The following is a 26452-nucleotide window of genomic DNA, read 5'->3' on the forward strand; positions in this document are numbered from 1 at the left end:
CCATGATTCCCGGTGAATACCTGTGTGCCGAGGGCACGATCGAACTGAACGCGGGCGCGGTGCGCGTGGAATTGGACGTGGTCAATACCGGTGACCGTCCCGTGCAGGTGGGCAGTCACGTCCACTTCCCGCAAGCCAACGCCGCGCTCGACTTCGACCGATCCGCCGCCCGCGGGCACCGCCTCGATATTCCGGCGGGTACCGCTGTTCGCTTCGAACCGGGCCTGCCGCAACGGGTTTCGCTCGTTCCGCTCGGTGGCACCCGCGAGGTCTACGGCATCAACGCCGACGCACCCGGACGTCTCGATGGCTGAGCGCAACCCAACACCGCACGCCGTTTCGCCGCAGCTTCCGGGAGAGAGCCGATGACCGAACTCAGCCGCGCCCGCTACGCCGAACTGTTCGGCCCGACCACCGGCGACCGGATCCGCCTGGCCGACACCGACCTGCTCATAGAGATCACCGAAGACCGTTGCGGCGGACCGGGACTGGCGGGCGAGGAAGCGGTCTTCGGCGGCGGCAAGGTGCTGCGCGAGTCGATGGGGCAATCGCGCGCCACCCGCGCCGACGGCGCACCCGACACGATCATCACCGGGGTGGTGATCATCGACCACTGGGGCGTCATCAAGGCCGACGTCGGTATCCGCGACGGCCGGATCTGCGGAATCGGCAAGGCGGGCAACCCCGACACCATGTCGGGCGTGCACCCCGACCTCGTCGTCGGCCCGGCGACCGAGATCATCGCGGGCAACGGCCGCATCCTCACCGCGGGCGCCATCGACTGCCACGTGCACTTCATCTGCCCGCAGCTGATGGAGGAGGCCCTCGGCGGCGGCATCACCACCCTCATCGGCGGCGGCACCGGCCCGGCCGAGGGTTCCAAGGCCACCACCGTCACACCCGGTTCCTGGCACCTTGCCCGGATGCTGGAATCGCTCGACCACTGGCCGATGAACATCGTGCTGCTCGGCAAGGGCAACACGGTGAGCCAGGAATCCATGTGGGAGCAATTGCGCGGCGGCGCATCGGGTTTCAAGCTGCACGAGGACTGGGGCTCCACCCCGGCCGCCATCGACGCCTGCCTCACCGTCGCCGACGCGGCGGGCGTGCAGGTGGCGCTGCACTCCGACACCCTGAACGAGGCCGGCTTCGTCGAGGACACCCTCGCCGCCATCGCGGGCCGTGGCATCCACGCCTATCACACCGAAGGCGCGGGCGGCGGTCACGCACCCGACATCATCACGGTCGCTTCGCATCTCAACGTGCTGCCCAGTTCGACCAACCCCACCCGCCCGCACACCGTCAACACCCTCGACGAACACCTCGACATGCTGATGGTGTGCCACCACCTGAGCCCGTCGATCCCCGAGGACCTGGCATTCGCCGAATCCCGCATCCGGCCTTCGACGATCGCCGCCGAAGACCTGCTGCACGACCTGGGCGCCATCTCCATGATCGGCTCGGATTCCCAGGCCATGGGCCGCATCGGTGAGGTGGTGCTGCGCACCTGGCAGACGGCGCACGTGATGAAACGCCGCCGCGGTGCGCTGCCGGGCGACGGCGCCGCCGACAATGCCCGCGTCCAACGCTACATCGCGAAATACACGATCTGCCCGGCTGTTGCGCACGGACTCGACGACGAGATCGGTTCGGTGGAAGTCGGCAAACTGGCCGATCTGGTGCTGTGGGAACCGGCGTTCTTCGGCGTCCGACCGCACGCGGTCCTCAAGGGCGGCATGATCGCCTGGGCCGCGATGGGTGACGCCAACGCTTCCATCCCCACCCCCCAACCCGTCCTGCCGCGCCCGATGTTCGGTGCCGCCGCCCCCGCCGCGGCCGCTACGTCCCTGCACTTCGTCTCCGAGCAGGCCATCGACGACCGTCTCGCAGACCGCCTCGACGTCCGCCGAAAACTGATGCCCGTCAAGAACGTCCGCCGCGTCACCAAGACCGACATGCCCCACAACGACGCCATGCCACGCATCGAAGTCGACCCCGACACCTTCACCGTCCGCGTCGACGGCGAGGTCTGGACCGAGGCCCCCGCCACCGAACTCCCCATGGCCCAGCGCTATTTCCTGTTCTGAGGGCCCGCCGCCGGGTGTCGGCGGCCTGCTGTAGTCTCGGCGCGATCCGAGCGGGGCGGGTATCGGTCGCCTCGCGTCACGTGCCGGGCGAACCGGCGGGAGGGGGCTGTTGTCGTGGACGATCTGACCGATGCCGCCGACGATCTGGCGCGCTGGGCGCAGGATCTCGAGCGCAAGTCGCAGCGGTATCAGGAACTGCACACCAAGATGGCCGAAGTGAGTGTCACCGACACCTCGGCCGACGGGCGCATCGCCGTGACAGTCGATGCGAACGGGTGCACCACCGCCGTCACCCTGACGGCCGGCGTGCGTGGCATGGACCCCTCGGCCGTCGCCGCCGAGCTGATGGCCTGCACACGGCGCGCCCAGGCCCGGCTGCGCGACCGCGTCTCCGGACTGGTGCACGAGGTGGTCGGCGCCGACGAGGCCGGGGCCGCGATCGTCGGCCAGTACACCGAACGGTTCCCCGATCCGCTCGATTCCGAGCAGGCGCCCGTCGCCGCCGCGCCGCCTCCGCCGCCGGTCGCCGCGTGGCCGCCCGTCGAACCCGAGGTGCCCGCCGCCCGCAAACCAGACCGCGACCGGGTCGTCGCGCCCGTGGAACCCGACGAGGAAGATCTCTTCTACCAGCGCAAATCTGGCTGCAGTAGCGCGATCTCGGCTGCGGCGAATATTCGGGGAACCGAACGGGGTGGTGCCGCGTCCAAACAGTTCGAGACAAGGTGCGCGGGCTCGATCGGGTTCGCCTTCAGGAGGGAGTCAGCGTGACCGGTGTGGTGAATGTCGACCCGAATGCGATCAGAACGCACGCCGGATCGGTGGACGGCGTCGCGAGCGGGGTGGCCTCCGCCCTGGAGGCGGCGAGCTACCTGGCCCACGCCGACGACGGCTACGGCCTGCTGGTGAAGCCGTACGCGGTGATCACCCTCAACACGCTGCACGACGAGATCGTCGACGGGCTCACCGAACTCGATGCCCTGGTGGCGGCGATGCCGGGCAAGTTGCGCACCGCCGCCGACACCTTCGAAACGTGTGACACCACCCGGGCCGGACAGCTGAAAGCCACTGCCGAGATCGAGGGGACCGTCTGAGCATGGCCGACCAACCGACCGCCCTCGGCACCTTCCTCAACGAGAACTCGGTGCTGCCGGGCAGCGTCGACACCTTCGACGACGCGCCAGCACCCGACAACGACCTGCTGGCCGACGGAACCAACTACCGCGACACCTACTACCAGGAGACCAATTTCCTGTTCAGCAACGTGGGCGTGCCACGGATCGAGGAGAAGAACGGCGGGCAGGAGGCCAACGCGGGCATCCTCAAGGGCACCCTGCAGGGCGACACCATCGAGAACGGGTACGGCCTCTACAACGCCTTCGCCGCCGGCGGGTCGACCACCGACAAGATCGACGCCATCGCCAAGGCCGGATCGACCGCGGCCGACTGGTCCTCCGCTGTCCAGACATTCGGCAAGGCCATCAAAGGCACCTCGGCCCTGGCGAAGTTCGACCCGTTCAACTTCATCGGCTCGCAGCTGATGAGCTGGATGCTCGAACACGTGGAACCGATGCGTAAGTCGCTCGACTCCATCACCGGCAATCCCGATATGGTCCAAGCGTATTCGGATTCGTGGAAGAAGATCGCCGACCATCTCACCACCACCGCCGGGCAGCTGGCCGCCGCTGTCGACACCGGCATCGGCGAGTGGACGGGCTGTGCCGCCGAGGCGTATCGCACCAAAGCGACCGAACTGGCGAGCACGATCGCCGAGAAGGCCGCGGTGTCGCAGATACTCGCCGACTGCAACAAGGCGATGAAGTCGATCGTGGAAGCGGTGCGCGGCGTCGTCGTCGAGATCCTCAGCAGTCTGGCGGGCATGCTGCTCGAGATGACCGCGATCCTCATCGCCTCGGCCGGAACCGCGTCGCCCGCGCTCATCGCTCGCGCGCTGGCCGATATCTCGCTGGCCACCATGACGGTGTGGCAGATGCTGATCAAGCTCGCCGAGGCGCTGGTGTCGACGAAGACCATGGCCCAGGGCGCGGTGCAGTTGGTGCGCGGGGTCGCCGAGGTGGAATCCGCGAAATAGGTGCCGCTGTCCGGTGGGGGATGGTGGCAGACTGCGGGTATGACCAGTGCTGAGTGGGCCGATGTCGACAGTTATCTCGTCAGTGCGCTTGTCGGGGAAGAGGGGGTGCCCGCGCTGCAGGCGAACGCCACCGCGGGGCTGCCCGCGATCGATGTGTCGCCGCCGCAGGGGAAACTGCTGAACCTGTTGGCGCGCACCGCCCGTGCGCGTCGGGTGCTCGAGATCGGCACGCTCGGCGGGTACAGCACCGAATGGCTCGCGCGTGCGGTCGGTGAGGGTGGCACCGTGGTGACCTTGGAATTCGAGCCTCGTCATGCCAAGGTCGCGCGGGAGAATTTGGACCGGGCCGGAGTGGGGGAGCGCGTCGATATCCGGGTGGGGGCAGCCCTCGATACGCTGCCCGAGGTGGCTGAGGACAGCAGCGAACCGTTCGATCTGGTGTTCATCGACGCGGACAAGGTGAACAACTCGAACTATGTGCAGTGGGCGCTGCGGCTGACCCGCCCGGGCTCGGTGATCATCGTCGACAATGTGGTGCGGGGCGGGGCTGTCGCCGACGAGCATTCCGACGACCCGAACGTGCGGGCCAGCCGCGAACTCATCGATCTGCTCGCCGCCGAACCGAGCCTGGACGCCACAGTGATCCAGACCGTCGGCGCCAAAGGCTGGGACGGTTTCGCGTACGCGGTGGTCAACTAGCGGTACCGCGACGGGCCGCGCTCGCGCGGGTCAGCGTGCGGGTGACAGCGCCCGGGGCGACAGCGGCTGCGCACCGGTCGCGATATCGATGGCTTCGGCCAGGTCGAGCCGCAGTTCGTGATCCGATGCGGGCGCGGGTCCGTCGTGATGGGTGATGCCCTCGGCGGTGCGCACGTAGTGCAGCACGGTGTCGCCGATATGCACGGTGACGGTGCCCACGTCGATGACCTCCGCGAGGGCCCGGCCCAGGGGCAGGGCAAGCCAATGCGCGCGCACCGCGTCGGTGGGATTGCGCTGTCCGAGCAGCGGCGCACCCCACCCGGCCAGTGCGTCGAGCACGGGTCGCAGCCCCCGGCCGAGTTCGGTGAGTTCGTAGCTCGAGCGCATCCCGTTGCGGTGGTGGGTGAGCACACCGTCGCGCTCGAGCCCCTTGAGCCGGGTCGCGAGCATATCGGTGCTTATCCCGGGCAGGTCGGCGAACAGATCGCTGTAACGGCGTGGGCCCGAACACAGTTCGCGGACAACGAGCAGGCTCCACCGGTCCCCGACGAGGTCGAGCGCGCGGCTCACGGCGCAGTAGTGGTCGTAGCTTCGGCGTGACACGGCTATCACTCTAACCTGATACTTGGAAAATCCAAGTGAGATCTTGGAAAAACCAAGTAGTGTGTGCGGCAACCACATCGCGGAGGGAAGTCCATGCAGTTCAAGCAGTCGAGCAAGCTGTCGGGAGTGTCGTACGAGATTCGCGGTCCGGTGGCCGAGGAAGCCGCCCGGCTCGAGGCCGAGGGGCATCACGTCGTGAAGCTCAACACCGGCAATCCGCTGATCTTCGGGTTCGACGCGCCGCCGGACCTCTTGCAGGACATGGTGCGAACCCTGCCCGCCTCCACCGGCTACACCTCGTCGAAGGGCCTGCTCTCGGCCCGGCGCGCGGTGGTGCAGTACTACCAGACGCTCGGCGTGCCCGATGTCGACGTGGAACAGGTGTTCCTCGGCAACGGTGTCTCCGAGCTCATCATGATGGCGATGACGGCGCTGCTCGAGAACGGCGACGAGGTCCTCGTGCCCGCTCCCGACTTCCCGCTGTGGACGGCCGCGACCGCGCTCAACGGCGGCACCCCGGTGCACTATCTGTGCGACGAGGGCGCCGACTGGTATCCCGACCTGGCCGACATCACCGCCAAGATCACCGACCGCACCCGCGCCATCGTTCTCATCAACCCCAACAATCCGACCGGCGCGGTGTACCCGCCGGAGGTGTTGCGGGAAATCCTCGAGATCGCGCGCAGGCACAACCTCGTCGTGTTCGCCGACGAGATCTACGACAAGATCTACTACGACGACCTCGAGCACACCGCGGTCGCCTCGCTCGCCCCCGATCTGCTGTGCCTGACCTTCTCCGGCCTGTCGAAGAACTACCGCGCCGCCGGTCTGCGTTCCGGCTGGCTCGTGGTGTCGGGCCCCGTTCAGCACGCGGCGAGCTATCTCGAGGGTCTGACCATGCTGGCCGGTCTGCGCTTGTGCGCGAATGTCCCTGCGCAGCAGGCCATCCAGGCCGCGCTCGGCGGGTATCAGAGCATCAACGATCTGGTCCTGCCCGGTGGCCGGCTGCGCGAACAGCGCGACCGGGCGTGGGAAGCGCTCAACTCCATCCCGGGTGTCTCGTGCGTGAAACCCAAGGGCGCGCTCTACGCCTTCCCGCGCATCGACCTGGACATGTACCCCATCCACGACGACGAGAAGTTCGTCCTCGACCTGCTGCTACAGGAGAAGCTGCACATCGTGCAGGGCACCGGCTTCAACTGGCCGCGTCCCGACCACTTCCGCATCGTCACCCTGCCGCACGCCGACGAACTCGAGGCCATCATCGAACGGATCGGCCGCTTCCTGGCCACCTACCGGCAGTAGGTCAGGTCGGGCAGCCCTGCCCGGAGTCGCCGGACGCCGAGGGCGGCAGCTGGATTAGGCACAGGACGAGCCCGGCCATCGCGTCGGCCAGCTCGCCGGACCCCGTGTGGACCGTCGTGCGGTTCGGCCCGGTGATCTCGGCCGAGGCGGCCGGTGCGGCGAGTACCGGCACCGCCGCAGCACAGACGATCAGCGCCGCAGCGGCGAACTTCTTCGGCATGATCGGCCCCTGTCTCCCGGATGACGTCTCGGTCCCGATGCTACGCCCGGGGTGTGCCCGCGGACTTCGGCGCAGCGACGAGGGCTGAGCGCAGCCACGAGACAGAAGGACTCACCGCAGCCGGACCGGGAGGTCGAGCAGACCGCGGATGAGCGTGCTCGTCTGCCAGTGCATGGTGGCGGCGGGGTCCGCCAGACGCAGGTCGGGAAAGCGCCGGAGCAACGCGGTGAAGGCGATCTCGGCCTCGAGGCGGGCGAGCGGTGCGCCGACGCAGAAGTGGATGCCGTGACCGAAGGCGAGATGACCCGAGGTCGGCCCGTCGACGGTGAGCGTATCGGGGTCGGTGAATCGGGCGGGGTCGCGGTTGGCGGCCGCCAGGGCGACGTTCACGATCTCACCCGCCGGAATCTCGACACCGCCGAGGGTGACGGGCTCGGCGGTGAACCGCAGCGTCGCCATGTCGACCGGCCCGTCGAAACGCAGGAACTCCTCGATGGCTTCGGGCACACCCGCCGGGTCGGCGCACAGTGCCGCCCACTGGGTGGGCTCGCGCAGCAGGGCGTGCACACCGTTGCCGATCAGGTTCACGGTGGTCTCGTGCCCGGCGACCAGCAGCAGGAACGCCATCGACACCAGTTCGCGGTCGGTGAGCCGGTCGCCGTCCTCGTCGGCGAGCACCAGCTGCGACAGCAGATCCTCGGCGGGCCGGGACTGCTTGGCGCGCACCAGGCTCGACAGGTACGCCGCCATCGCGGCCGCGGCGGCGGGCCGCCCCTCCTCCTCGCCGACCACCCCGACCAGCGACCGGGTCCACGCCTGGAAGTCGTCGCGGTCGTCGAAGGGGACACCGAGCAGTTCGCAGATCACCGTCACCGGAAGCGGATTGGCGAATACCTGCATGAGGTCGACCTCGTCGTGGCCGTCCATCGCTGCCAGGAGGTTCTCGGTGATCTCCTCGATGCGGGGGCGCAGAGCCGCCACCTGGCGGGTGGTGAACGCCTTGTTCACCAATTTGCGCAGGCGGGTGTGCTCGGGCGGGTCGGTGCTGAGCATGTGTTGCAGCAGCACCATGGTGTTGGCGTCGGTGGGGGTGCCGTCGCGTTTGGCGCGCAGGATCTCGTCGGCACGCACCGTGTCCTTGCGCAGCCGAGGGTCGGCGAGTGCGGCGCGCGCCTCGGCATGACCGATGACGATCCAGCGGATCACATTGTCGGGGAACAGCACCCGATGCACCGGCCCTGTGGTGCGCCAGCGGCGGTAGTGGGCGTGCGGGTCGTCGAAGAAGTCGGCGCCGATGGTCTCGACAGGGGCGGCGGCGGTGGTGGTGTCGGCCATTTCGTCACGGTACCGGGGCGGCCGCGGCGACGCGCCGGAAGCGACCACCCCGATTACCGAATTCCCTTGTGACAGGCGCTGTCCGGATCAGCGGGCGGACCCGTGCAGGGCGATCTTGCCGTTGCGTCCCGGCGTTTCCGAGGCGACGGCCGCGTCACCGGCCTTGTCGAGGGGGAACTCACCGTCGAGTTCCAGGCGCAATGTGCCGTCGGCGGCCAGCCCGACCAGTTCGGTGATGAGCCGCACGTAATCGGCGCGGTCGATCTCGGCGCTGCGCTGCTGACCCCAGAAACCCTTCACCACAGCCTGTTTGAAGATCACCGCACCGGTGTCGATGACCATCGGCTTGCCCGACAGCGCGCCGAAGGAGATGAGTTCACCACGCGGGGCGAGCAGCGACATCAGCGTGGCCGCGGCCGGACCGCTGACCTGGTCGACAGCCCGCACGATCGGTTCGCCGCCGGTCACCTCGGTCACCCGGTCGGCCCATCCTTCGCTCTCGGTGTCGAGGACCGGGCCGTAGCCGAGGTACTCGAGTGCCCGCACCGAACCGGGTCCGCGCACCAGACTCAGCACCCGCACTCCGCGCTGCTTCGCGAACAGGTTGACCTGCCGGCCGACGGCGCCGTTGGCGGCGTTCACCACGATCCACTGACCCGGCTGCACGGCGAGGTCGTCGAGCAGCATCAGCGCGCTCAACGGCATGGCCAGCAACTGACAGGCGGTCTCGTCGGGCACCGTCGGCGGCATGGGAACCACCTGGTCGGCGCGCGCGACGAAGTACTCGGCCCACGCGGCCCGCGCCCCGGCCACCGCGACCCGCTGCCCGACCTGCACCCGATCGGCACCCGGGCCCACCGCGTCGACGACACCGACGGCCTCGGTGCCCGGAATCGCGGGCAGCGGTGGTTTGTAGCCGTATACCCCGCGCACGATGGCGAGGTCGTGGTTGTGGATGGGTGAGAGCGTCATCGACAGCCGCACCTCACCTGGTCCCGGTTCGGGCACGGGCACGGTGTGTGCCGCGAGTACGTCCTTCGGCTCCCCGAATCGTTCGATCACCACTGCCTGCATGTCCGCCTCCGAAGCTGGTTGCGAGTCGTGCACGATGCGCTCATTCTTCCACCGCGCCGCACTTCCCCCGACTCCGCACGGCCCGGTCGCGCGTCTCGCGGCACTCGGCACAGAGGCCGACGGCAGCCCACCTCGGACCACCTCAGCCCAGGATGCGAGGCTGTGCCGATCGGCCCGTATGAGATATTTCGCCATCGCGTCCGCGCACGATTCGCCCGTGTCAATACGCCGCAAGGGTGACCGATGCCCCCCGCGGTAGCTCCACCGAATCGGTCTTTCGGGGGACGACCGGCGAGGCACTCGGGCCTACTCTCGGTCCATGACAGCCGGAACCCCTTCCCCCGCGGCATCTTCCGGCCGCCGCATCGGCGAGGTCGACATCCTGCGCGGATTCGCCCTGTTCGGCATTCTGATCACCAATGTGATCATCGCGACCACGCTGTGGTCCGCCGTCGGCACCCGCGAGGACCCGCGTTCACTGTTCGACGGCACCGCCGATCAGCTGGTCCGCGCCGGCGTCGACGCGCTGTTCACCGGACGTTTCTACCTGCTGTTCGCGTTCCTGTTCGGATACTCGTTCACCCTGCAGATCGCAGCGGCCCAGCGGGCCGGGGCGCCACCGGTGCGGCGACTGCTGCGGCGGTGTGCGGCATTGATGGGAATCGGCCTGCTGCACGTGTACTTCCTGTGGGTCGGCGACATCCTCACCCTGTACGCGGCGCTGTGCCTGCTGCTGATCGCCCTGCGCAAACTCTCCGCCCGCACCGCCGTCATCACCGCGATCGTGCTGTATTCGCTGTGGTCGGTCTTCGCCTTCCTACCCGGAAGCGACACGGGCACGCTCGGCCTCGGCCTGTTCTTGGACCTGCCGAAGATGTCGGCGGACTACACCGGCAGCTTCGCCGACACCTTCGCCGCCCAGACCTCCGTCGCCCCGGTGTTCGCGATCCTCATCTGGATAGGCCAGGGCGTGCCGAGCCTGGCGATGTTCCTGCTCGGCATGGTGGCGGGTAAACGCAATCTGTTCGAGGACGCCGCGACCATCGCGCGCTGGTCGCCCCGGGCGCTGTGGGTCGGGTTCGGGCTCGGGCTCCCGATCTCGGCCATGACCTTCGCCCAGCTGATGGACTGGTGGCATCCGCCGGTCCTGGTCCACGGACTTCAATACCTCATCGCGCCCGCCATGACCTTCGCCTATGTCGCGCTGATCCTGCGGCTGGCGGGCTCGCCGCGCACCGGCCGGTATCTCGCCGCGCTCGCGCCCGCCGGGCGGATGGCGGCCACCAACTACATCGGTCAGTCGGTGGTGCTGATGGTGGTCTACACCGGATACGGTTTCGCCCTCGCCGATACCGTCGCGCCGCCGGTGGTCGTGCTCGTCGCGCTGGTCACCTTCGCCGCCCAGCTCGCGCTCAGTGCCTGGTGGTTGCGTCACCATCCCTACGGTCCGGTGGAATGGGTGTTGCGCGCCGCCACCTATCTGACAGTGCCCGCCTGGAGGAAACCGAAAGCGGCTGCGGCGCAGCCTGTTCGATGACCTAGCCGGACCGGTCGGCGCGCGCGGCGAAACCGTCGCAGAGCGCGTCGAGGCCGAGGTAGAGCAGATCCTGCGAGGTCAGCTCGCTCACGCCCGCGCCCTCCAGGTCCGCCAAGGCGGGCGGCACCGGGAACTGTGGTGTGCCTTCCAGCAGATCGCGCAGACCGTTGGGGTCGTCGGTCGCGGTGCGCTTGTCGGCGAGCAGGGCGCCACCGACCACCGGCAGGCTCGCGCCCGAGATGTAGTTCCACACCGTGAATGCCATGGTCGTGGCCTCGCGCGCCGACACCTCGAGCTCGCGCAGGCCCGCCACCAGCCACGCCAGGCTCGCCAGCCCCTGGGGGCCGAAGCTGTAGCGGGGGACCGCGAAGGTCAGCAGCACCCACGGATGCTGCTGGTAGAGCTGCCAATCGATCTCCGCGGCGATGCGCACCCGGTCGCGCCAGGTCCAGTTCTGCCCGGTCGGGTCGGGATAGGGGTGCCGGGCGGCGATCTCGTCGGTCATGGCCGCGATCAGTTCGTCCTTGCTGTCCACGTGCCGATACAGCGACATGGTCCCCACCGCGAGCCGATCGGCGATGCGCCGCATCGACACCGCGTCGAGGCCGTCGGCGTCGGCGAGGGCGATCGCGGCGTCGACGATCGCCGCCCTGGTGAGCTTGGCCTCAGTCATCCCATGACTCACTTTCGTCATCCGGTCTTAATGCGTACACTGTACCGGTGCCTCGCGTACGCCGTACGCATACCCTGGGAAGGAACTCGGAATGACGAAGCTGGAACCGGCGGTGCCCACCGCAGTCGCCGGTGGACGCCGCGCATGGCTCGGATTGGGCGTGCTGCTGCTGCCGGTGCTGCTGGTGTCGATGGACATCTCGGTGCTGTTCCTCGCCATGCCGACCCTGACGAGCGACCTCGACCCCACCGCCTCCCAGCAGCTGTGGATTCTCGACATCTACGGATTCATGCTGGCCGGCCTGCTCATCACGATGGGCAATCTCGGTGACCGGATCGGCAGGCGCAATATCCTGCTCGCCGGCGCGGCCGTGTTCGGTGTGGCATCGGTGCTCGCCGCGTTCGCGCCGAGCGCCCCGATCCTCATCGCCGCGCGCGTGCTGATGGGTATCGGCGGTGCGACCCTGCTGCCGTCGAGCCTGGCGCTGATCTCCACGCTCTTCCCAGACGCCCGCAGGCGCGCCACCGCCATCGGCATCTGGACGGCATTCTTCGCGGGCGGTTCGGCCGTCGGCCCGATCATCGGCGGCCTGCTGCTGCACCACTTCTGGTGGGGTTCGGTGTTCCTCATCAATATCCCGGTGCTCGCGATCCTGCTGCTGTTCGGACCGTTCCTGCTGCCCGAGCACCGCTCCACGACTCTCGGCCCGATCGATCTGCCGAGCGTGGCGCTGTCGATCGGCGGCATCCTGCCGGTGGTCTACGGCATCAAGCACATCGCCGCCGACGGATTCGATCTCGTCTCGCTGGTGATCGCGGCCATCGGTGCGGTGCTGCTCGTGCTGTTCGTGCGCAGGCAGCGTCATCTCAGCGAACCGCTGCTCGACCTGTCGCTGTTCACCCGGCCGCTGTTCCGGGTCGCGATCGGCGCCAGCATGGCGGGCATGATGTCGCTGGCCGCGATGAGCTACCTGACCAGCGTGTATCTGCAGTCGGTCACCGGGCGTGACCCGTTGCAGGCCGCGCTGCTCGGCATTCCGATGGCGGTGGCGGTGTTCGTCTGCTCGATGAGCGGGGCGAATCTCGGGTTGCGGATCGGAGTCCGGGCCGCGTTCACCCTGGCGCTCGTCGCGTCGGCGGTGGGCAATCTGATGCTGCTCGGCGTCGGTGTCGACGGCGGGTCGGCCTGGTACGTCGCCGGTTCGGTGATCGCCGGTGTCGGATACGGCATCTCCTTCACCCTGGTGTCGGATGTGGCGGTGTCGGCGGTACCTGCCGAGCGTGCGGGTTCGGCGGTCGGAATCTCGGAGACCAGCTTCGAACTCGGCAACGCGCTCGGGCTCGCGCTGCTCGGTTCGCTGGCGGCGCTGGTGTTCCGCTCCGGCGGCGACTTCGACGAAACGCTGGGGGAGACCCTCGCGCACTCCGGTGGCAATGCGGGCCTGGCCCACGCCGCTCGCGAATCGTTCGTCAGCGGCATGCATGTCGCCACCACGTGCGGCGCGTTGCTGCTGCTGGCGATGGCCGCGCTGGCGTGGCGTTCGGCGCGATCGACTCGCTGACGACAGGTAGCGGCGGTCGGCGCTGACGACCCGGCTGACACGACCGGTCGCGGCGTGCTCGCTTGGCGGTCGGCGCGCTGATACGACCGGTGGTGACGGTCGGCGCGATCGTCTGGCTGACGCGTGCGGTGGCGGCGCACCATGGGAGCGCCGCCACCGCAATCCGCCGCGCTCGCTGTGAGGACTACCACCCGGCGCTCGGTCGGAGTCGGCTCGCCGCGCGTCCTGGAGTCGGCTTTGCATAGGATCGTCGGATGCGAAACGAGGGTGCGACGGGCCTGGCGACATTGCTCGCCCTCGCCGATTCGCGCCTGCCCATCGGCGGGCACGTGCATTCCGGCGGTGTGGAAGAGGCTGTGGCCTCGGGGCTGTTGCGCGACGTCGCGAGTGTCGAGCTCTACCTGCGCCGGCGCATCGCCACCACCGGACTGGTGACGGCGTCACTGGCCGCCGCGGTGTGCGCGGGCACGCTCGCCCCCGACCGTGCCGACCTCGAAACCGATGCTCGCACGCCATCTCCCGCCGCGCGCGCCGCGTCTCGCGCCCAGGGTCGCGGCCTTCTGAGACTCGCCAAACAGCTCTGGCCGAACCCGGTCGAAGCACGCTCGTCCGGCCGCACGGCGATGGTCGGCGACGACGCGCGGTCGGCGCACCACAGCGATCCGACCGATCTGCTCGATACCGGCACGCTGGGGAGCGGAGACAGCTTCGGGGGGCGCCCCGGCGAGAGCGCCTATTTGAATTGGGCGGCGGTCGGCACACGCCCGCACATGTCGACGGTGTTCGGCATGGTCGGGCTGGCGTGTGGTGCGAGTGCCGAGGAACTCGCGGGCGTCGTCGTGTACACCACGCTGACCGGTGCCGCGACCGCCGCCCAGCGCCTCCTCGCCCTCGACCCCGCCGCCATCGCGGCGAGCACACTGCGCCTGGCACCCCTGTGCGACCGGGTCGCCGCCGAGGCTGCCACGGAGTTGGCCGCGCTGTCGGACCCGTTGCAGGACGCGCTCGCCGAACGTCACCTCCACCGCGACATGCCACTGTTCGCGTCCTGATCCCGAGATGAAGGAGTTCCCATGCCGCCGCACCTGATCGATGGTGAACCGCACGATCACAGCCACGACCGGCCCAAGCGCGATCGGGTTCCCGGTGAGGCGCTGCGCGTCGGCATCGGCGGCCCGGTCGGCTCGGGCAAGACCGCGCTGGTCGCGGCGCTGTGCAGGCAGCTGCGCGACGAGCTCTCGCTCGCGGTGCTGACCAACGACATCTACACCACCGAGGACGCCGACTTCCTGCGCCGCCACGCGGTGCTGCCCGACGAGCGGATCACCGCCGTGCAGACGGGCGGCTGCCCGCACACCGCCATCCGCGACGACATCACCGCCAACCTCGACGCCATCGACGACCTGGTCGCGGCCAACCCGCCGCTGGACCTGATCCTCGTCGAATCCGGCGGCGACAACCTCACCGCCACCTTCTCCTCCGGCCTGATCGACGTGCAGATCTTCGTGATCGACGTGGCGGGCGGCGACAAGGTGCCGCGTAAGGGCGGCCCCGGTGTCACCTTCTCCGACCTGCTCGTGGTGAACAAGACCGACCTCGCCCCGCTGGTCGGCGCCGACCTCGGGGTGATGGAGCACGACGCCGCCAAGGTGCGCGAGGGCAGGCCGACCGCCCTGATCTCGCTCACCGAGGACCCCGCCGCCACCCCCGTGCTCGCCTGGGTGCGCGAACAGTTGCGCGTGGTCGCCGAGCAGGACGCGGCCGCGGGCGTTGCGCACTGAATTGAGCATCGTCGCCGCACCGGGCCGCCTGCCGCGCATCGAGGCGATCGGCGGCTTGGCCGGGCGACACACCGGCGCCGATACCGTGCACCTGATCGGCACCGCCGCCACCCCACTCGGTGGCGACGAACTCGACATCCGGGTGGTCGTGCTGCCCGGCGCGCGACTGGTGGTCCGCTCGGTCGCGGCGACGATCGCCCTGCCCAGCGTCGCGAACCCACGGTCGTCGGCGCGCTGGCACTTCGAGGTCGGAGCGGAGGCGGAACTGGATTTCGATCCGGAGCCGACGATCGTGGCGGGCGGGGCACATCATCACGCGGTCACCACGGTCGCGCTCGGCGCCGGGGCGCGCGTGCGATTGCGGGAACGGGTGCAGCTGGGTCGCAGCGGCGAGGACGGCGGCGGCTGGCGTGGCGACCTGATCGCCGATGTCGGGGAGGTGCCGCTGGTGCGCCACCGGCTCGAACTCGGGGCAGGCGCGTCGACCGACGATCGGCTGCGCGGACCGCGAGCACTCGACAGCGAACTGATCTACCCGGACGAACGTCCCGCCTGGTCCGACGGCCTCGACACCGTCCGGCTGCCCTTGGCCGCTGGCGGCTCGCTCGCGACGAGTACGGGCGCGCGCCTGCGCGCTCCGGTAGCTGTCGGGTAGCCGAAAGGTGGTAGGAGCCGGGCTTTCCCGACTCCCACCACCCGGTGTGTCCGACGATCAAGCGATGGACAGCTCCGCTTCCGCCGTGGCGTCGGCGCCGTGCGCGTCGACCGTGTCGGGTGTCATGCCGCGCGGCGGCGCGAGGAACCCGTTGGCGGCACCCACCGCGGCGCCGACTCCGGCCCCGACGATCGTGGCGGGCACCGACACGGCCATGTACCCGGCCATCCCGCCAAGGATCGGGCCCGCGACCAACCCGACCGGCAGGAACACCACGCCCGCGACCAACCCGGCCACGGCACCCACCGTGCTCGCCATCATGGCGGCCGGGATCGCCACGGTGGAACCGACCGCCGCGCCCCGTGCCGCCGTACCGATGGTCGACTCGGCGATCCGGTCCGAGCGGCTGCGCTCGAGCCCGACCGAGTCGAGGAAAGTCGCCAGATTCGCCTCGGTGACCGCCGAGGCGTCGTTGATCTGGATCGACGTCTCGACCGGAACGAAGTCGGGCACCGGAACCTGCTGGTCACCGAAGCGGAACTGGCCCGGCGGCGGCAGGATCGGCGGAACCGGCGCCACCGCGGTCGGCAGATGCAGCGGGCCGACCGGAGACAGGTAATCGGTCTCCGGGCCCGTGCGTGCCCACGGCAGCGAGCTGCGCGTGTTCGCGGGTTTCGGCGCGGTCACATAAGGGGCGGCATTGGGCGCGACCGCGTCGTACTCCGGTGCGATCGGCTGCTGTTCGGGCTGCGTCACCGCCGCCTGCGCGGGATCGGCATTCGCGGTGCCCGTGCCGATCAGGGCCATGACCAGGGGTACCGCTCCCGCCGCGACGACCGAACCGACCTTCTGTCGCTGCGGGCTCGGCGCCCTGTGTTTCCCCGTCGCCATAGATCACCTTTCATCCGGGGGATTTGGTCACACATATGACCTCCGACATTCGGACCGGTGCGGTGGGCGGATGGGTCCGAAACGTCGGCAGCCCGCAATATCGGTGTGCCGGAAGGTAACCGGAGACGACAAAGCCGGATGGTTCGAGGGAACCATCCGGCTTCTCGGGCAGGTGTACTACCCGGACTTGCGCTCGTCGATCTGTTTGCGCCCCGACGGCGGGGCACCGAGGTGGGCGGCGAGTTCGTCGGCTTCGGAGACGTCGGAGTTGACCTCCTCGATCGCCAGGCGCGCGAACACCCACTGCTCGGTCGCCGCCATCTGGCCGCGGTTGCGGCCGAGGAAGGACACGAACCAGCCGATCACGGTGACGATCCGGCTGCGGTAGCCGACCAGGTAGTACAGGTGCAGGGCCAGCCACGCGAGCCAGGCGAGGAACCCGCTGAACTCGAGCTTGCCGATCTGGCAGACCGCGTCGAAACGCGAGATCGTCGCCATCGAGCCCTTGTTGAAGTACTTGAACGGCTTGCGTTCGGCCGGGGTCTGCCCCTTCAGCCCGGCCTTGATGGCCTTGGCCGCATAGGTGGAACCCTGGATCGCGCCCTGGGCCTGACCGGGCACACCCGGCACCGACATCAAGTCGCCGACCACGAAGACGTTCGGATGACCCTTGACCGTGAGGTCGGGCTCGACGATGACGCGACCGGCCCGGTCCACCTCGGTGCCGTCGGAACGCTCGGCGATCATCTTGCCCAGCGGGCTGGCCTGCACGCCCGCCGACCACACCTTGCACATCGCCTCGATGCGGCGGGTGCTGCCGTCCTTGTCCTTGACGACGACGCCGTGCGCGTCGACATCGGTCACCATGGCGTTGAGCTGGATCTCCACGCCCATCTTCTCGAGCCGCTTGGCGGCCTTGGCGCCCAGCTTCGGACCCATCGGGCCCAGCACCGCGCCCGCGCCCTCGAGCAGGATGACGCGCGCGTCGCGCGGGTCGATGGTGCGGAAGGTGCCGTCGAGGGTGCGGTCGGCGAGTTCGGCGATCTGCCCGGCCAGCTCGACACCCGTGGGGCCCGCGCCGACGACGATGAAGGTGAGCAGCCGGTCGCGTTCCTCCTGGGTTTCGGCCAGCTCGGCCTGCTCGAAGGCGCCGAGGATGCGGGCGCGCAGTTCCAGGGCGTCGTCGATGGTCTTCATGCCGGGCGCGTAGGTGGCGAAGTGGTCGTTACCGAAGTAGGACTGCTGCGCGCCGGTGGCGACGATGAGGCTGTCGTAGGGGGTCACCGTGTCGCGGTTGAGCAGGCGCGAGGTGACCGTCTGGTTCTTCAGGTCGACGTCGATCACATCGCCCATCAGCACCTGCGCGTTCTTCTGCTTGCGCAGCACGAGCCTGGTGGCCGGGGCGATCTCGCCCGTCGACAGGATGCCCGTCGCCACCTGGTACAGCAGCGGCTGGAACAGGTGGGTCGACGTCTTGGAGATCAGCGTGACATCGACATCGGCCCTGCGCAGGTGCCGGGTGCCGAACAACCCGCCGAACCCGGATCCGATCACCACCACGCGGTGCCGCTGGTTCCCGACAGACTGAGTGCTCATCGTCCTGACTCCTCGGCTGACTGGGGTGATTACAGAACCGACCTTACGGGACGTGCCGCCTCAGCGACCCGCAAGGAGCAGCTGGGCGACCTTGGTGTCGGTCTCGGCGCCCTCGGTGTAGCCGCCGTCGGCGCCGAGCGCGTTCATGATGGCCAGGGTATAGCGCTCGCCCTCGCCCGCGACGCCGACCGAATTGACCACCCAGCCGTCGGCCTCGGCCGACCAGCCGTTCTTCAGGCCGGGACGCATCGCCGCGCCGGCGCCCCACACACCCCAGTGCTGGTTGGAGTCGACCGAGCGCATCCGGTCGAGCAGGTAGGCCAGGTCGTCGGGGTGCATGGTGTCGAGGATGGTGTTCATCAGCCGGTCCAGGTCGGCGGCGGTGCACTTCTGGAACGACCAGTCCGGGAACAGCGCGGTGTTGGTCGGCTGCGGGATCAGGCTGACCATGCCGTACGCGCGGAAGGCGTTGTTGTAGGCCATCCGGTCGAAGCCGATGTACTTGTGCCACAGCACATCCGTCGCCTGGTCGTTGGACGTGGCGAGCATCGCCTCGATATTGCCCCGGTCCTCCGGCGACAGCGCGATGGCGCCGACGCGGGCCCGGTTGAGCAGGTCGGCGGCGATGGCCAGCTTGATCGTCGAGGCGGTCCACACCTGGTTCTCGGCGTGTTCGTTGGCGTAGATGCCGCCGGTGACGCGGTCGCGCAGCACGTAGCCGACGACGCCGGGGCGGCCGGCCAGGTAGCTGTTCACGCGCGCGATCCGCGAACTCATGTCGCAGTCGAATCCGGACAGGCACGCCTGGGTCAGGACCGGCGCGGCCTGCGCGGTGGCGGTGAGTACGGGGACGCCCGGGGTGAGGGCGGCCGCGGCGGCGAGGAGACAAGCTGTTGCTGCGACCCGGGAAACGACGCGGGTGGCGGGGGAACGGTCACGCACGAGGCACCACACTGGCACATCGGCGGCCCGGGCGCACCCTTCGCTGCCGAATCGTCACAAATCGGCCTTGTGGCACAGCGGGATTGCGATCAGTGATGCGCGGCGTGCGGGGTGGCGATGGGGCAGCCGTTGAGCCGGTGGCAGTGCTCGAACGCCTCGCCGTGGCGATCGAGGGGCCAGGTGTGCAGCACCTGGTCGGGGCCGTAGCGCCGGGAATTGATGAGTTCCCAGCGGGCGCCTGCGCGGCGGACGACGAATCCGCCGTCGGGAACCAGGGCAATCACCTGCGCGATCATGAACCGAACCCGCCTTTCGTACTGCGGCCGAACCGTCCCACCCGAGCCAGCAGAGTCCCACGCCCCGGTTTCGTCCCGGCGCAGGCGTGGCCGGTAACGCGTTGCAGTGTGGTCTATTTCACTAGCTCTTGCCGGGGGTGCGGGCGGGGTCGCATGATTGCGGGTCGGTCGCTGGGCGTATAAACGACGGATGCCGTTGCACCTCCATCGCGCCGAACGCGCCGACGCGCTGGCCGACGGTCTCGGGCAGGTGCTCGCGGTCGCTCCCGGTGATCCTTTCGCCACCGAGGTGGTCGCCGTTCCCGCGAAAGGTGTCGAGCGCTGGCTGGCGCAGCGGTTGTCCGGTGTGCTCGGCGTGGGCAGCGCAGGCGACGGGGTAGCCGCCAACATCTCCTTCCCCTCACCTGCCGCGCTGGTCGCCGACGTGCTGGCCGCCGCGAACGGGATCACCGCCGAGGACGACCCGTGGTCCGGGCAGCGGATGGTGTGGTCGGTGCTGCGGGTGATCGACGAGGTGGCCGCCGAACCGTGGGCGGCGGTGCTGGCCCGCCATCTCGGGCTGCCCGGCGGCGATCACCGGCTCGGCAGGCGCTATTCGACCGCCGCCCACCTGGCCGCCGTGTTCGACTCCTATGCCGCCCAGCGTCCGCGCGTGCTGCTCGACTGGGTCGCTGGCGTCGACGGCGACGGTGCGGGCGGCCCGGTGCCCGACGACCTGGCGTGGCAGCCGAAACTCTGGCGCGCACTGCGCACGGCCATCGGCTCCCCGAGCCCCGCCGAACGCCTCGCCGACGCCTGCGCCCGGCTGCGCACCGACCCCGCGTCCGTCGACCTGCCCGAGCGCCTGTCGCTGTTCGGCCTCACCCGCCTGCCCGCCGACCAGCTCGCCGTCTTCGCCGCCCTCGCCGCCCATCGCGATGTGCACCTGTGGCTGGCACATCCGAGTCCGGTGCTGTGGACGGCACTCGCCGATGCTGCCGGTGGTCCGCCGGTCGGGGACGGCTCGGATCCGGTCGCCGATCGGGATGGGCCGGCGCGGGCGAATCCAGCTGGGGTTCAGCAGTTCTCGGCGGCGCCCCGGTCTGCCGATCGGACCGCGGATCACGTTTCGCACCCCTTGCTCGCCGGTCTCGGCCGTGACGTCCGGGAGCTGGAGCTGCGGCTGAAACCGTTGCTGGACAGCGATAGTCATCTTTCGGCGCGACTCGATTCGACGACCCTGCTCGGCCGGGTGCAGTGCGCGATCCGCGACGACCGTGCCCCGGAGGCGGGGGTGGTGCCGGACGGCAGCATCGAGGTGCACGCCTGTCACGGTGCGGCCCGGCAGGTGGAGGTGCTGCGGGATCTGTTGCTGCGCACGTTCACCGCCGATCAGACGCTGGAACCGCGCGACGTGCTCATCATGTGCCCGGACGTGGAGGCCTATGCCCCGCTGGTGCGGGCAGCCTTCGGGCAGCGCGGATCGGGCACCGGGGATCAGCCGGTCGCCGGCGAGCATCCGGCCCATCAGTTGCGGGTGCGGTTGGCGGACCGGGGCCGGGCGGTGACCAACCCGATGCTCGCGGTGGTGATCGATCTGCTCGAACTGGCCGACGGGCGCGTCACCGTGACGCAGGTCCTCGACCTGGCCGCCGCCGAAAGCGTGCGCCGTCGTTGCGGTTTCGACGACGACGACATCGAACGCCTGCGTGGCTGGGCCGCCGAGTCCGGTGCGCGCTGGGGTGTCGGGCAGCGCCAGCGGGAGGCGTTCGGCCTGGCCGATTTCGCCCAGAACACCCTCAATGCCGCCGTGGACCGCATCCTGCTCGGCGTCACCGCCGACGAGTCCGGTGACGACTGGCTCGACCTTGCCCTGCCCCTCGACGACGTGGACTCCAACGACGTCGACCTCGCGGGGCGCTTCGCCGAGTTCGTCGACCGGGTCGCGGTCTGCCTGCGCGACCTGCGCGGTCCCCGGCCCGCCGCGCAGTGGACGGCGGTGCTGCTGCGGGCGCTCGAGCTGCTCACCGATGTGCCGGACTCCTACGCCTGGATCCGGGCCGAAGCGCGCCGCGAGATCGTCGCCGCCACCGAGCACGCGGGTGACGCACCGCTGCGGCTGGCCGATGTCGCGGTGCTGCTGACCTCCCGGTTCGCGGGCGCACCCGGGCGCGCCAACTTCCGCACCGGTGAGCTCACGGTGTGCTCGCTGGTCCCCATGCGATCGGTGCCGCACCGGGTGGTGGTGCTGCTCGGCCTCGACGACGACATCTTCCCGCGTACCGGCAGCGTCGACGGCGACGACCTGCTGGCCCGCGACGCGCTGATCGGTGAACGCGACGCCCGCAGCGAGGACCGGCAGCTGCTGCTCGACGCGATCATGGCCGCCACCGAACAGCTGCTCGTGCTGCACACCGGCGCCGACCCGGTCACCGGTGCACCCCGCCCGCCCGCTGTCCCGGTGGCCGAACTGCTCGACGTGCTCGCCACCCACGTGGGCTCGGCCGCGATGTCCGACGTGCACATCCGGCATCCGCTCCAGGCCTTCGACCGGCGCAATTTCTCACCGGAGCGCCCACACAGCTTCGACACCGTCGCCCTCGCGGGCGCCCGAGCTGCCGCGCGTCCGTCCCGCCCGCGCCCACCGCTGCTCGCCGAACCACTCCCGCCCGGCCCGCCCGCGGACGTGGCACTGGCCGAACTGATCGCGTTCGCCGAACACCCGGTGCGCGCGTTCCTGTGGCAGCGGCTCGGGTTGCGGGTCCCCGAGGAATCCGAGGACATCGCCGACCAGTTGCCCATCGAACTCGACGGCCTGGCCAAGTGGGACCTGGGGGAGCGGATGCTCACCGCCCGCCTCACCGGCGCCGACCCGGCGGGCCTGCGCGCGGCCGAGTGGCGACGGGGGACGTTGCCGCCCTTCGGTTTCGGCACCCGCGTGCTCGACGAGGTGGAGGGCACGGTCGACACCATCGTGCGCACCGCGCTGCCGGACTACGAGGCGAGCCCGCGAGCGGTGGACATCGCCGTCGACCTGGGCAACGGTCGCACCCTCGCCGGTACCGTCCCCGAAGTTCGTGGCGAAACCCTCGTCCGCACCACGTATTCCCGCCTGGCCCCCAAACATCGTCTGGCAGCGTGGGTTTCGCTGCTCGCGCTGGCCGCCACCGAGGACCGGTCGTGGCGGGCGATCAGCACCGGCCGCGGCCAGTTCCGCAGCCGCCCGGTCACCCGGTCGATCATCACCGCACCCGAACCACCTGCGGCCCTGTCGATCCTGCGCGATCTGGTCCGTCTGCGTGACGAGGGCCTGTGCGAACCCCTGCCCGTCGCAGCCACCGCCACCGCCGCCTACGCCGAACGTCGCTTCCGTGGCGACAGCGTCGCCGATGCCCTGCTCGCCGCCGAACACGCCTTCGACGGCGGCCCCAACGGCCCGGACAAATTCGGTGACCACACCGACCGCTACCTGCGCTACATCTGGGGGCGCGCCCCACGTTTCGAGCGGTTGATCGCCGAACCCGCCCGCCCCGGCGAGCCGGAGACCACCCGCTTCGGTGCCATCGCCCGCCGCTGGTGGGGCCCGTTGCTCGCCGCCGAAAGTCAGGGGCAACCATGAAGACATCGCTGCCCGTGGGGGCGCTGTGGGCGACCGAGGCGGGCTGGGCGCGAGCCGGTTGGTACCAGGGGCCGAAGCGGTGACCGGGATGATGTCGGCCCCGCCGACCGAGGCATTCGATGCGGCTGGTCCGTTGCCGCAGGGCACCACCGTGCTCGAAGCGAGCGCGGGCACCGGCAAAACTCATGCGATCGTCGGGCTGGCGGTGCGGTACGTGGCCGAGCGGGGGATCTCGATCACCCAACTGCTGCTGGTGACGTTCAGTCGTGCCGCCACCCAGGAACTGCGCGAACGCACCAGGGACCGGTTCGTCACCGTTGCCACCGCACTGGCCGAACCCGCTGCGGCACAGGCACATCCGGACGAACTCGTGCGCGCCCTCGCCGCCGCCGACCCGGCGACGGTGCGGCTGCGCCGCCGCAGGCTGCTCGCCGCTCTCGCCGATTTCGACGCGGGCACCATCGCCACCACCCACTCGTTCTGCCAGCGCATGCTCGACGAACTCGGCCTGGCGGGCGAACACGACCCCGCCGCGCGGCTGGTCGAATCGGTCGACGACCTCGTCGCCACCGTCACCGACGACCTGTACTTGGCCCGCTACGCCCGCGACCGCGCCCCCTTCACCCTGCGCGACGCGCACATCCTCGCGCTGGCCGCCGTCCACGACCGGCACGCCGAACTCGCGCCACGCACCGAGGGCGCCGCGGGCGAACGGGTGGCGTTCGCGACCGCGGTGCGCGCCGAAACCGACCGCCGCAAACGCCGTGCGGGACTGCGTGACTTCGACGATCTGCTCGTGCTGCTGCACGACGTACTCGCCGACCCGGTGCACGGTCGGGCGGCCTGTGCCCGCATCCGCGAGCGCTACCGGGTGGCGCTCGTCGACGAATTCCAGGACACCGACCCGCTGCAGTGGGACATCCTGCGCCGCGCCTTCCACGAACACGCCACCATGGTGCTGGTCGGCGACCCGAAACAGGCCATCTACGCCTTCCGCGGCGCGGAGGTGCTCAGCTACCTCGACGCGGTGGCGCACGCGCGGCAGCGCAGCGAACTCACCCGCAACTGGCGCAGCGACGCCGGACTGCTGCGCGCGATCGATCACCTCTGTGGCGGCGCGGAACTCGGTCATCCGGAGATCAGCGTGTACCCGGTCGCCGCGACCCGCGCCGACACCCGGCTGCACGGCGACCCGGAGGTCGTCACCCCGTTGCGGCTGCGGGTACTGCCGCGCACCGGCGCCGGGCCGCGGAACAAGTCGGGATTCCCGTCGGTCGGCAGGCAGCGCGCGAAGGTTGCCGAGGATCTCGCCGCCGACATCGTCACGCTGCTCGAATCCGGCACAAGTATCGAGGCCAAACCCGAACGCGGCGTGGATTATTCGCTCACCGAGGTCGGCGACGGCCGGGTGCGCAGACCGATCGGGCCCGGCGACATCGCGGTCCTGGTGCGCACCCGCACTCAGATCGACGTGGTGCGCGCCGCCCTGGACCGGGTCGGTGTGGCCTCGGTACTCGCCGGTGGCACAAGTGTTTTCGCTACCCCGGCCGCCACCGACTGGCTGTGGGTGCTGCGCGCACTCGAGCAACCCCATCGCGGTGACCGGGTGCGGTTGGCGGCCTGCACGCCGATCCTCGGCGTCACGCTCGCCGACATCGATGCCGGTGGGGCCGATCTCGTCGGCCGGATCTCCACACAGCTGCGTGAGGCGGCCCGCCTCTTCGCCCGCGCCGGATTCGCCGCCGTCTTCGACAAACTCGCGACCGAAACCGAACTCGCCCCACGCCTGCTCGCCGTCGACAACGGCGAGCGCGAACTCACCGACCTGCGCCACCTGGCCGGCCTCCTCGACGAAGTGGCCCACACCGAAGGGCTGGGTCTGACCGCCCTCACCCGCTGGCTGGCCGACCGGGTCCGCGACCCGGAGGCCGGTTCGGTGAGCGGGCGCAGCCGCCGCCTCGACCGCGACGCCGCCGCCGTGCAGATCGCCACGGTGCACGCCAGCAAGGGACTCGAATTCCCCATCGTGTACCTGCCTTTCGCGTGGGACAGTGCCAAGAACCCCTACCCGGCGACCTTGCTGTTCCACGACGACAACGGCACCCGGGTGCTCGACATCGGCGGCAAGGATGCCCCCGGTTACGGCGAACGCCAATTGCGCTGCGAGGCCGAGGAATCCGGCGAAGAGCTGCGGCTGCTGTACGTGGCGGCGACCAGGGCGATGTGCCAGGTGGTCACCTGGTGGGCGCCCGCCGTCACCACGGGTGCAGCGCCACTGCACCGGATGATCCTCGGCCGCCGTCCCGGCGCGTCGCAGGTACCCCGGCGTGCCGAGATTCCCGCCGACGCGGCTGCCCTGCAACGCCTTTCGGAATGGGCCGCCCCGGCCGCCGACGTGATCTCGGTGACGGCGGTCGACCGCCCCGAGAACGTGGCCCCGCGACGGGTACGCACCGAACTACCCACCGGTGAGTTGGCAGCCGCCGAATTCGACCGGCCCCTCGACCAGCTGTGGCGACGCACCTCCTACTCGGCGCTCACCGCGGGCGCGCACGACCTGGCCTCGGTCAACGACAGCGAACCCGAGGACGGGCCCGGTCCCGCCGACGAACCGGACACCCCGCCGCTCGACGTGCCGACGGTGATCGCGGCGGCGCCGTCGCTGATGAACGCCCTGCCCTACGGTGCCGAATTCGGCACCCTCGTGCACGGCGTGCTCGAAACGGTCGACACCTCCGTCGCCGACCTCGCCGCCGAGGTGCGCGCGCGGTGTGCCGAAGCGGTCGAGCACACCATGGCCGAACTCGATGTCGACCTGCTGTCGGAGGCGTTGTTCCAAGTCCTCTGCACGCCGACCGATTTCGGCTCGCTGGCCCGGATCCCGACCAGGGACCGGCTCAACGAGCTCGAGTTCGAACTACCGCTCGGCGGCGGTGACGACCCGCGCGGCCGGGCCGCCACCGTGGGCGATATCGCCGCCCTGCTGCGCACCCACCTTCCCCCGGACGACGACCTGGCAGGCTATGCCGATCACCTCGCCGCCCTGCCCGAGACGGTGCTGCGTGGTTACCTCACCGGCAGCATCGACGCCGTGCTCCGGGTACCGGGCGACGGTGATCTCCGGTACGTGATCGTCGACTACAAAACCAACCGACTCGGCACGGGCGACCTCACGGTCGAGCACTACCGTCGCGAACACATGCTCGCGGAAATGGTCCGCTCCCACTATCCGTTGCAGGCGCTGCTGTATGCCGTCGCACTGCACCGTTATCTGCGGTGGCGCCTGCCGAACTACGACCCGGCCCGCCATCTCGGCGGCGCCCGCTACCTGTTCGTCCGCGGCATGATCGGCGCCGACACTCCACCCGGCCACGGCGTCTTCGACTGGTACCCACCCACCGAACTCGTTGTGGCACTGTCGGACCTGCTCGCCGGGGAGGGCCGTCGATGACCGGTGCAGCTGTTTCCGCCGGGTGCGTCCGGTCGACCGACGCCCGAGAACGCGCACTG

The 26452-nt window shown here is 69.9% G+C and carries 23 protein-coding genes; 14 read left to right on the forward strand and 9 right to left on the reverse strand.

Annotated features, from left to right (window positions below; genetic code table 11):
* Positions 1 to 2: 2 nt before the first annotated feature.
* The 6 genes from NI2_RS16785 to NI2_RS16810 all read left to right on the forward strand — a co-directional run bounded on the left by NI2_RS16785 (position 3) and on the right by NI2_RS16810 (position 4875).
* Positions 3 to 314 carry an urease subunit beta gene (locus NI2_RS16785; protein WP_067491917.1) on the forward strand — a complete coding sequence of 104 codons (312 nt, stop codon included), beginning with the start codon at positions 3 to 5 and terminating at the stop codon, positions 312 to 314.
* A 51-nt stretch (positions 315 to 365) separates the two neighbouring features.
* Positions 366 to 2087: an urease subunit alpha gene (locus NI2_RS16790; protein WP_067491919.1), complete on the forward strand. Its 1722-nt coding sequence runs from the start codon at positions 366 to 368 to the stop codon at positions 2085 to 2087.
* Between the two features lie 114 nt (positions 2088 to 2201).
* Complete coding sequence (locus tag NI2_RS16795) at positions 2202 to 2855, forward strand: YbaB/EbfC family nucleoid-associated protein (RefSeq protein ID WP_067491921.1); 654 nt, start codon at positions 2202 to 2204, stop codon at positions 2853 to 2855.
* Positions 2852 to 3178, forward strand: a complete 327-nt coding sequence (locus tag NI2_RS16800; protein ID WP_067491923.1) for a type VII secretion target — start codon at positions 2852 to 2854, stop codon at positions 3176 to 3178. The genes NI2_RS16795 and NI2_RS16800 overlap by 4 nt, the downstream gene beginning before the upstream one ends.
* A gap of 2 nt (positions 3179 to 3180) precedes the next feature.
* Positions 3181 to 4176: a WXG100 family type VII secretion target gene (locus tag NI2_RS16805; RefSeq protein ID WP_067491924.1), complete on the forward strand. Its 996-nt coding sequence runs from the start codon at positions 3181 to 3183 to the stop codon at positions 4174 to 4176.
* A gap of 39 nt (positions 4177 to 4215) precedes the next feature.
* Complete coding sequence (locus NI2_RS16810; protein ID WP_067491926.1) at positions 4216 to 4875, forward strand: O-methyltransferase; 660 nt, start codon at positions 4216 to 4218, stop codon at positions 4873 to 4875.
* A gap of 30 nt (positions 4876 to 4905) precedes the next feature.
* Here NI2_RS16810 and NI2_RS16815 read toward each other — a convergent pair whose 3' ends face one another.
* A complete protein-coding gene (locus tag NI2_RS16815; protein WP_067491928.1) occupies positions 4906 to 5478 on the reverse strand; it encodes a winged helix-turn-helix transcriptional regulator in 573 nt (190 codons plus the stop codon).
* A gap of 93 nt (positions 5479 to 5571) precedes the next feature.
* On the opposite strand from NI2_RS16815, the gene NI2_RS16820 reads away from it, so the two are divergent.
* Positions 5572 to 6783 (forward strand): pyridoxal phosphate-dependent aminotransferase, encoded by a 1212-nt coding sequence (locus tag NI2_RS16820; protein WP_067491930.1) that lies wholly within the window; start codon positions 5572 to 5574, stop codon positions 6781 to 6783.
* A gap of 1 nt (position 6784) precedes the next feature.
* Here the strand turns inward: NI2_RS16820 and NI2_RS16825 are convergent, their stop codons facing one another.
* The 3 genes from NI2_RS16825 to NI2_RS16835 all read right to left on the reverse strand — a co-directional run bounded on the left by NI2_RS16825 (position 6785) and on the right by NI2_RS16835 (position 9412).
* On the reverse strand, positions 6785 to 7003 hold the full coding sequence (locus NI2_RS16825) for a hypothetical protein (protein WP_067491932.1): 219 nt from the start codon (positions 7001 to 7003) through the stop codon (positions 6785 to 6787).
* Positions 7004 to 7114: 111 nt separating this feature from the next.
* Complete coding sequence (locus NI2_RS16830) at positions 7115 to 8338, reverse strand: cytochrome P450 family protein (RefSeq protein ID WP_067491934.1); 1224 nt, start codon at positions 8336 to 8338, stop codon at positions 7115 to 7117.
* Positions 8339 to 8425: 87 nt separating this feature from the next.
* Complete coding sequence (locus NI2_RS16835; RefSeq protein ID WP_067491936.1) at positions 8426 to 9412, reverse strand: alcohol dehydrogenase catalytic domain-containing protein; 987 nt, start codon at positions 9410 to 9412, stop codon at positions 8426 to 8428.
* Between the two features lie 319 nt (positions 9413 to 9731).
* Here NI2_RS16835 and NI2_RS16840 point away from each other — a divergent pair, with 319 nt between their 5' ends.
* Entirely contained in the window at positions 9732 to 10949 is a 1218-nt protein-coding gene (locus NI2_RS16840; RefSeq protein ID WP_067491938.1) for a DUF418 domain-containing protein, read from the forward strand.
* Position 10950: 1 nt separating this feature from the next.
* On the opposite strand, the gene NI2_RS16845 is transcribed toward NI2_RS16840, so the two are convergent.
* On the reverse strand, positions 10951 to 11622 hold the full coding sequence (locus NI2_RS16845) for a TetR/AcrR family transcriptional regulator (protein WP_067491940.1): 672 nt from the start codon (positions 11620 to 11622) through the stop codon (positions 10951 to 10953).
* 91 nt (positions 11623 to 11713) lie between these two features.
* Here NI2_RS16845 and NI2_RS16850 point away from each other — a divergent pair, with 91 nt between their 5' ends.
* From NI2_RS16850 to NI2_RS16865, 4 genes are all read left to right on the forward strand, one after another.
* The gene (locus tag NI2_RS16850; protein ID WP_067491942.1) at positions 11714 to 13183 is read left to right on the forward strand and encodes an MFS transporter; all 1470 of its coding nucleotides are present in this window, start codon (positions 11714 to 11716) and stop codon (positions 13181 to 13183) included.
* Between the two features lie 254 nt (positions 13184 to 13437).
* Entirely contained in the window at positions 13438 to 14235 is a 798-nt protein-coding gene (locus NI2_RS16855) for an urease accessory protein UreF (protein ID WP_067491944.1), read from the forward strand.
* 21 nt (positions 14236 to 14256) lie between these two features.
* A complete protein-coding gene (ureG, locus tag NI2_RS16860) occupies positions 14257 to 14964 on the forward strand; it encodes an urease accessory protein UreG (protein WP_067491947.1) in 708 nt (235 codons plus the stop codon).
* Positions 14954 to 15619, forward strand: coding sequence for an urease accessory protein UreD (locus NI2_RS16865; RefSeq protein WP_067491949.1), 666 nt, complete (start codon positions 14954 to 14956; stop codon positions 15617 to 15619). Before ureG ends, NI2_RS16865 begins: the two co-directional genes overlap by 11 nt.
* A 57-nt stretch (positions 15620 to 15676) precedes the next feature.
* Here the strand turns inward: NI2_RS16865 and NI2_RS16870 are convergent, their stop codons facing one another.
* The 4 genes from NI2_RS16870 to NI2_RS16885 form a co-directional block, all read right to left on the reverse strand.
* Positions 15677 to 16510, reverse strand: a complete 834-nt coding sequence (locus NI2_RS16870; RefSeq protein WP_067491951.1) for a hypothetical protein — start codon at positions 16508 to 16510, stop codon at positions 15677 to 15679.
* A 177-nt stretch (positions 16511 to 16687) separates the two neighbouring features.
* Positions 16688 to 18106 carry an NAD(P)/FAD-dependent oxidoreductase gene (locus NI2_RS16875; RefSeq protein WP_067491953.1) on the reverse strand — a complete coding sequence of 473 codons (1419 nt, stop codon included), beginning with the start codon at positions 18104 to 18106 and terminating at the stop codon, positions 16688 to 16690.
* A 60-nt stretch (positions 18107 to 18166) separates the two neighbouring features.
* Positions 18167 to 19060, reverse strand: a complete 894-nt coding sequence (locus tag NI2_RS16880; protein WP_084456367.1) for a serine hydrolase — start codon at positions 19058 to 19060, stop codon at positions 18167 to 18169.
* Between the two features lie 77 nt (positions 19061 to 19137).
* The gene (locus NI2_RS16885; protein ID WP_067491955.1) at positions 19138 to 19344 is read right to left on the reverse strand and encodes a hypothetical protein; all 207 of its coding nucleotides are present in this window, start codon (positions 19342 to 19344) and stop codon (positions 19138 to 19140) included.
* Positions 19345 to 19534: 190 nt separating this feature from the next.
* Here NI2_RS16885 and recC point away from each other — a divergent pair, with 190 nt between their 5' ends.
* Together recC and NI2_RS16895 are read left to right on the forward strand one after the other, a co-directional pair.
* The gene (recC, locus tag NI2_RS16890) at positions 19535 to 22942 is read left to right on the forward strand and encodes an exodeoxyribonuclease V subunit gamma (RefSeq protein ID WP_067491957.1); all 3408 of its coding nucleotides are present in this window, start codon (positions 19535 to 19537) and stop codon (positions 22940 to 22942) included.
* Positions 22943 to 23030: 88 nt separating this feature from the next.
* Positions 23031 to 26393, forward strand: coding sequence for a UvrD-helicase domain-containing protein (locus tag NI2_RS16895; RefSeq protein WP_067491959.1), 3363 nt, complete (start codon positions 23031 to 23033; stop codon positions 26391 to 26393).
* Positions 26394 to 26452: the final 59 nt, after the last annotated feature.

The organism is Nocardia ignorata NBRC 108230 (genome assembly GCF_001612905.1).
Classification (GTDB): domain Bacteria; phylum Actinomycetota; class Actinomycetes; order Mycobacteriales; family Mycobacteriaceae; genus Nocardia; species Nocardia ignorata.

Excerpts from the sequence above, each read along its gene's own strand:
- NI2_RS16785 (WP_067491917.1), top strand. The coding sequence starts at position 3 with ATGATTCCCGGTGAATACCTGTGTGCCGAGGGCACGATCGAACTGAAC.
- NI2_RS16790 (WP_067491919.1), top strand. The coding sequence starts at position 366 with ATGACCGAACTCAGCCGCGCCCGCTACGCCGAACTGTTCGGCCCGACC.
- NI2_RS16805 (WP_067491924.1), top strand. The coding sequence starts at position 3,181 with ATGGCCGACCAACCGACCGCCCTCGGCACCTTCCTCAACGAGAACTCG.
- NI2_RS16810 (WP_067491926.1), top strand. The coding sequence starts at position 4,216 with ATGACCAGTGCTGAGTGGGCCGATGTCGACAGTTATCTCGTCAGTGCG.
- NI2_RS16820 (WP_067491930.1), top strand. The coding sequence starts at position 5,572 with ATGCAGTTCAAGCAGTCGAGCAAGCTGTCGGGAGTGTCGTACGAGATT.
- NI2_RS16825 (WP_067491932.1), bottom strand. The coding sequence starts at position 7,003 with ATGCCGAAGAAGTTCGCCGCTGCGGCGCTGATCGTCTGTGCTGCGGCG.
- NI2_RS16830 (WP_067491934.1), bottom strand. The coding sequence starts at position 8,338 with ATGGCCGACACCACCACCGCCGCCGCCCCTGTCGAGACCATCGGCGCC.
- NI2_RS16835 (WP_067491936.1), bottom strand. The coding sequence starts at position 9,412 with ATGCAGGCAGTGGTGATCGAACGATTCGGGGAGCCGAAGGACGTACTC.
- NI2_RS16840 (WP_067491938.1), top strand. The coding sequence starts at position 9,732 with ATGACAGCCGGAACCCCTTCCCCCGCGGCATCTTCCGGCCGCCGCATC.
- NI2_RS16845 (WP_067491940.1), bottom strand. The coding sequence starts at position 11,622 with ATGACTGAGGCCAAGCTCACCAGGGCGGCGATCGTCGACGCCGCGATC.
- NI2_RS16850 (WP_067491942.1), top strand. The coding sequence starts at position 11,714 with ATGACGAAGCTGGAACCGGCGGTGCCCACCGCAGTCGCCGGTGGACGC.
- NI2_RS16855 (WP_067491944.1), top strand. The coding sequence starts at position 13,438 with ATGCGAAACGAGGGTGCGACGGGCCTGGCGACATTGCTCGCCCTCGCC.
- ureG (WP_067491947.1), top strand. The coding sequence starts at position 14,257 with ATGCCGCCGCACCTGATCGATGGTGAACCGCACGATCACAGCCACGAC.
- NI2_RS16870 (WP_067491951.1), bottom strand. The coding sequence starts at position 16,510 with ATGGCGACGGGGAAACACAGGGCGCCGAGCCCGCAGCGACAGAAGGTC.
- NI2_RS16875 (WP_067491953.1), bottom strand. The coding sequence starts at position 18,106 with ATGAGCACTCAGTCTGTCGGGAACCAGCGGCACCGCGTGGTGGTGATC.
- NI2_RS16885 (WP_067491955.1), bottom strand. The coding sequence starts at position 19,344 with ATGATCGCGCAGGTGATTGCCCTGGTTCCCGACGGCGGATTCGTCGTC.
- recC (WP_067491957.1), top strand. The coding sequence starts at position 19,535 with ATGCCGTTGCACCTCCATCGCGCCGAACGCGCCGACGCGCTGGCCGAC.
- NI2_RS16895 (WP_067491959.1), top strand. The coding sequence starts at position 23,031 with ATGATGTCGGCCCCGCCGACCGAGGCATTCGATGCGGCTGGTCCGTTG.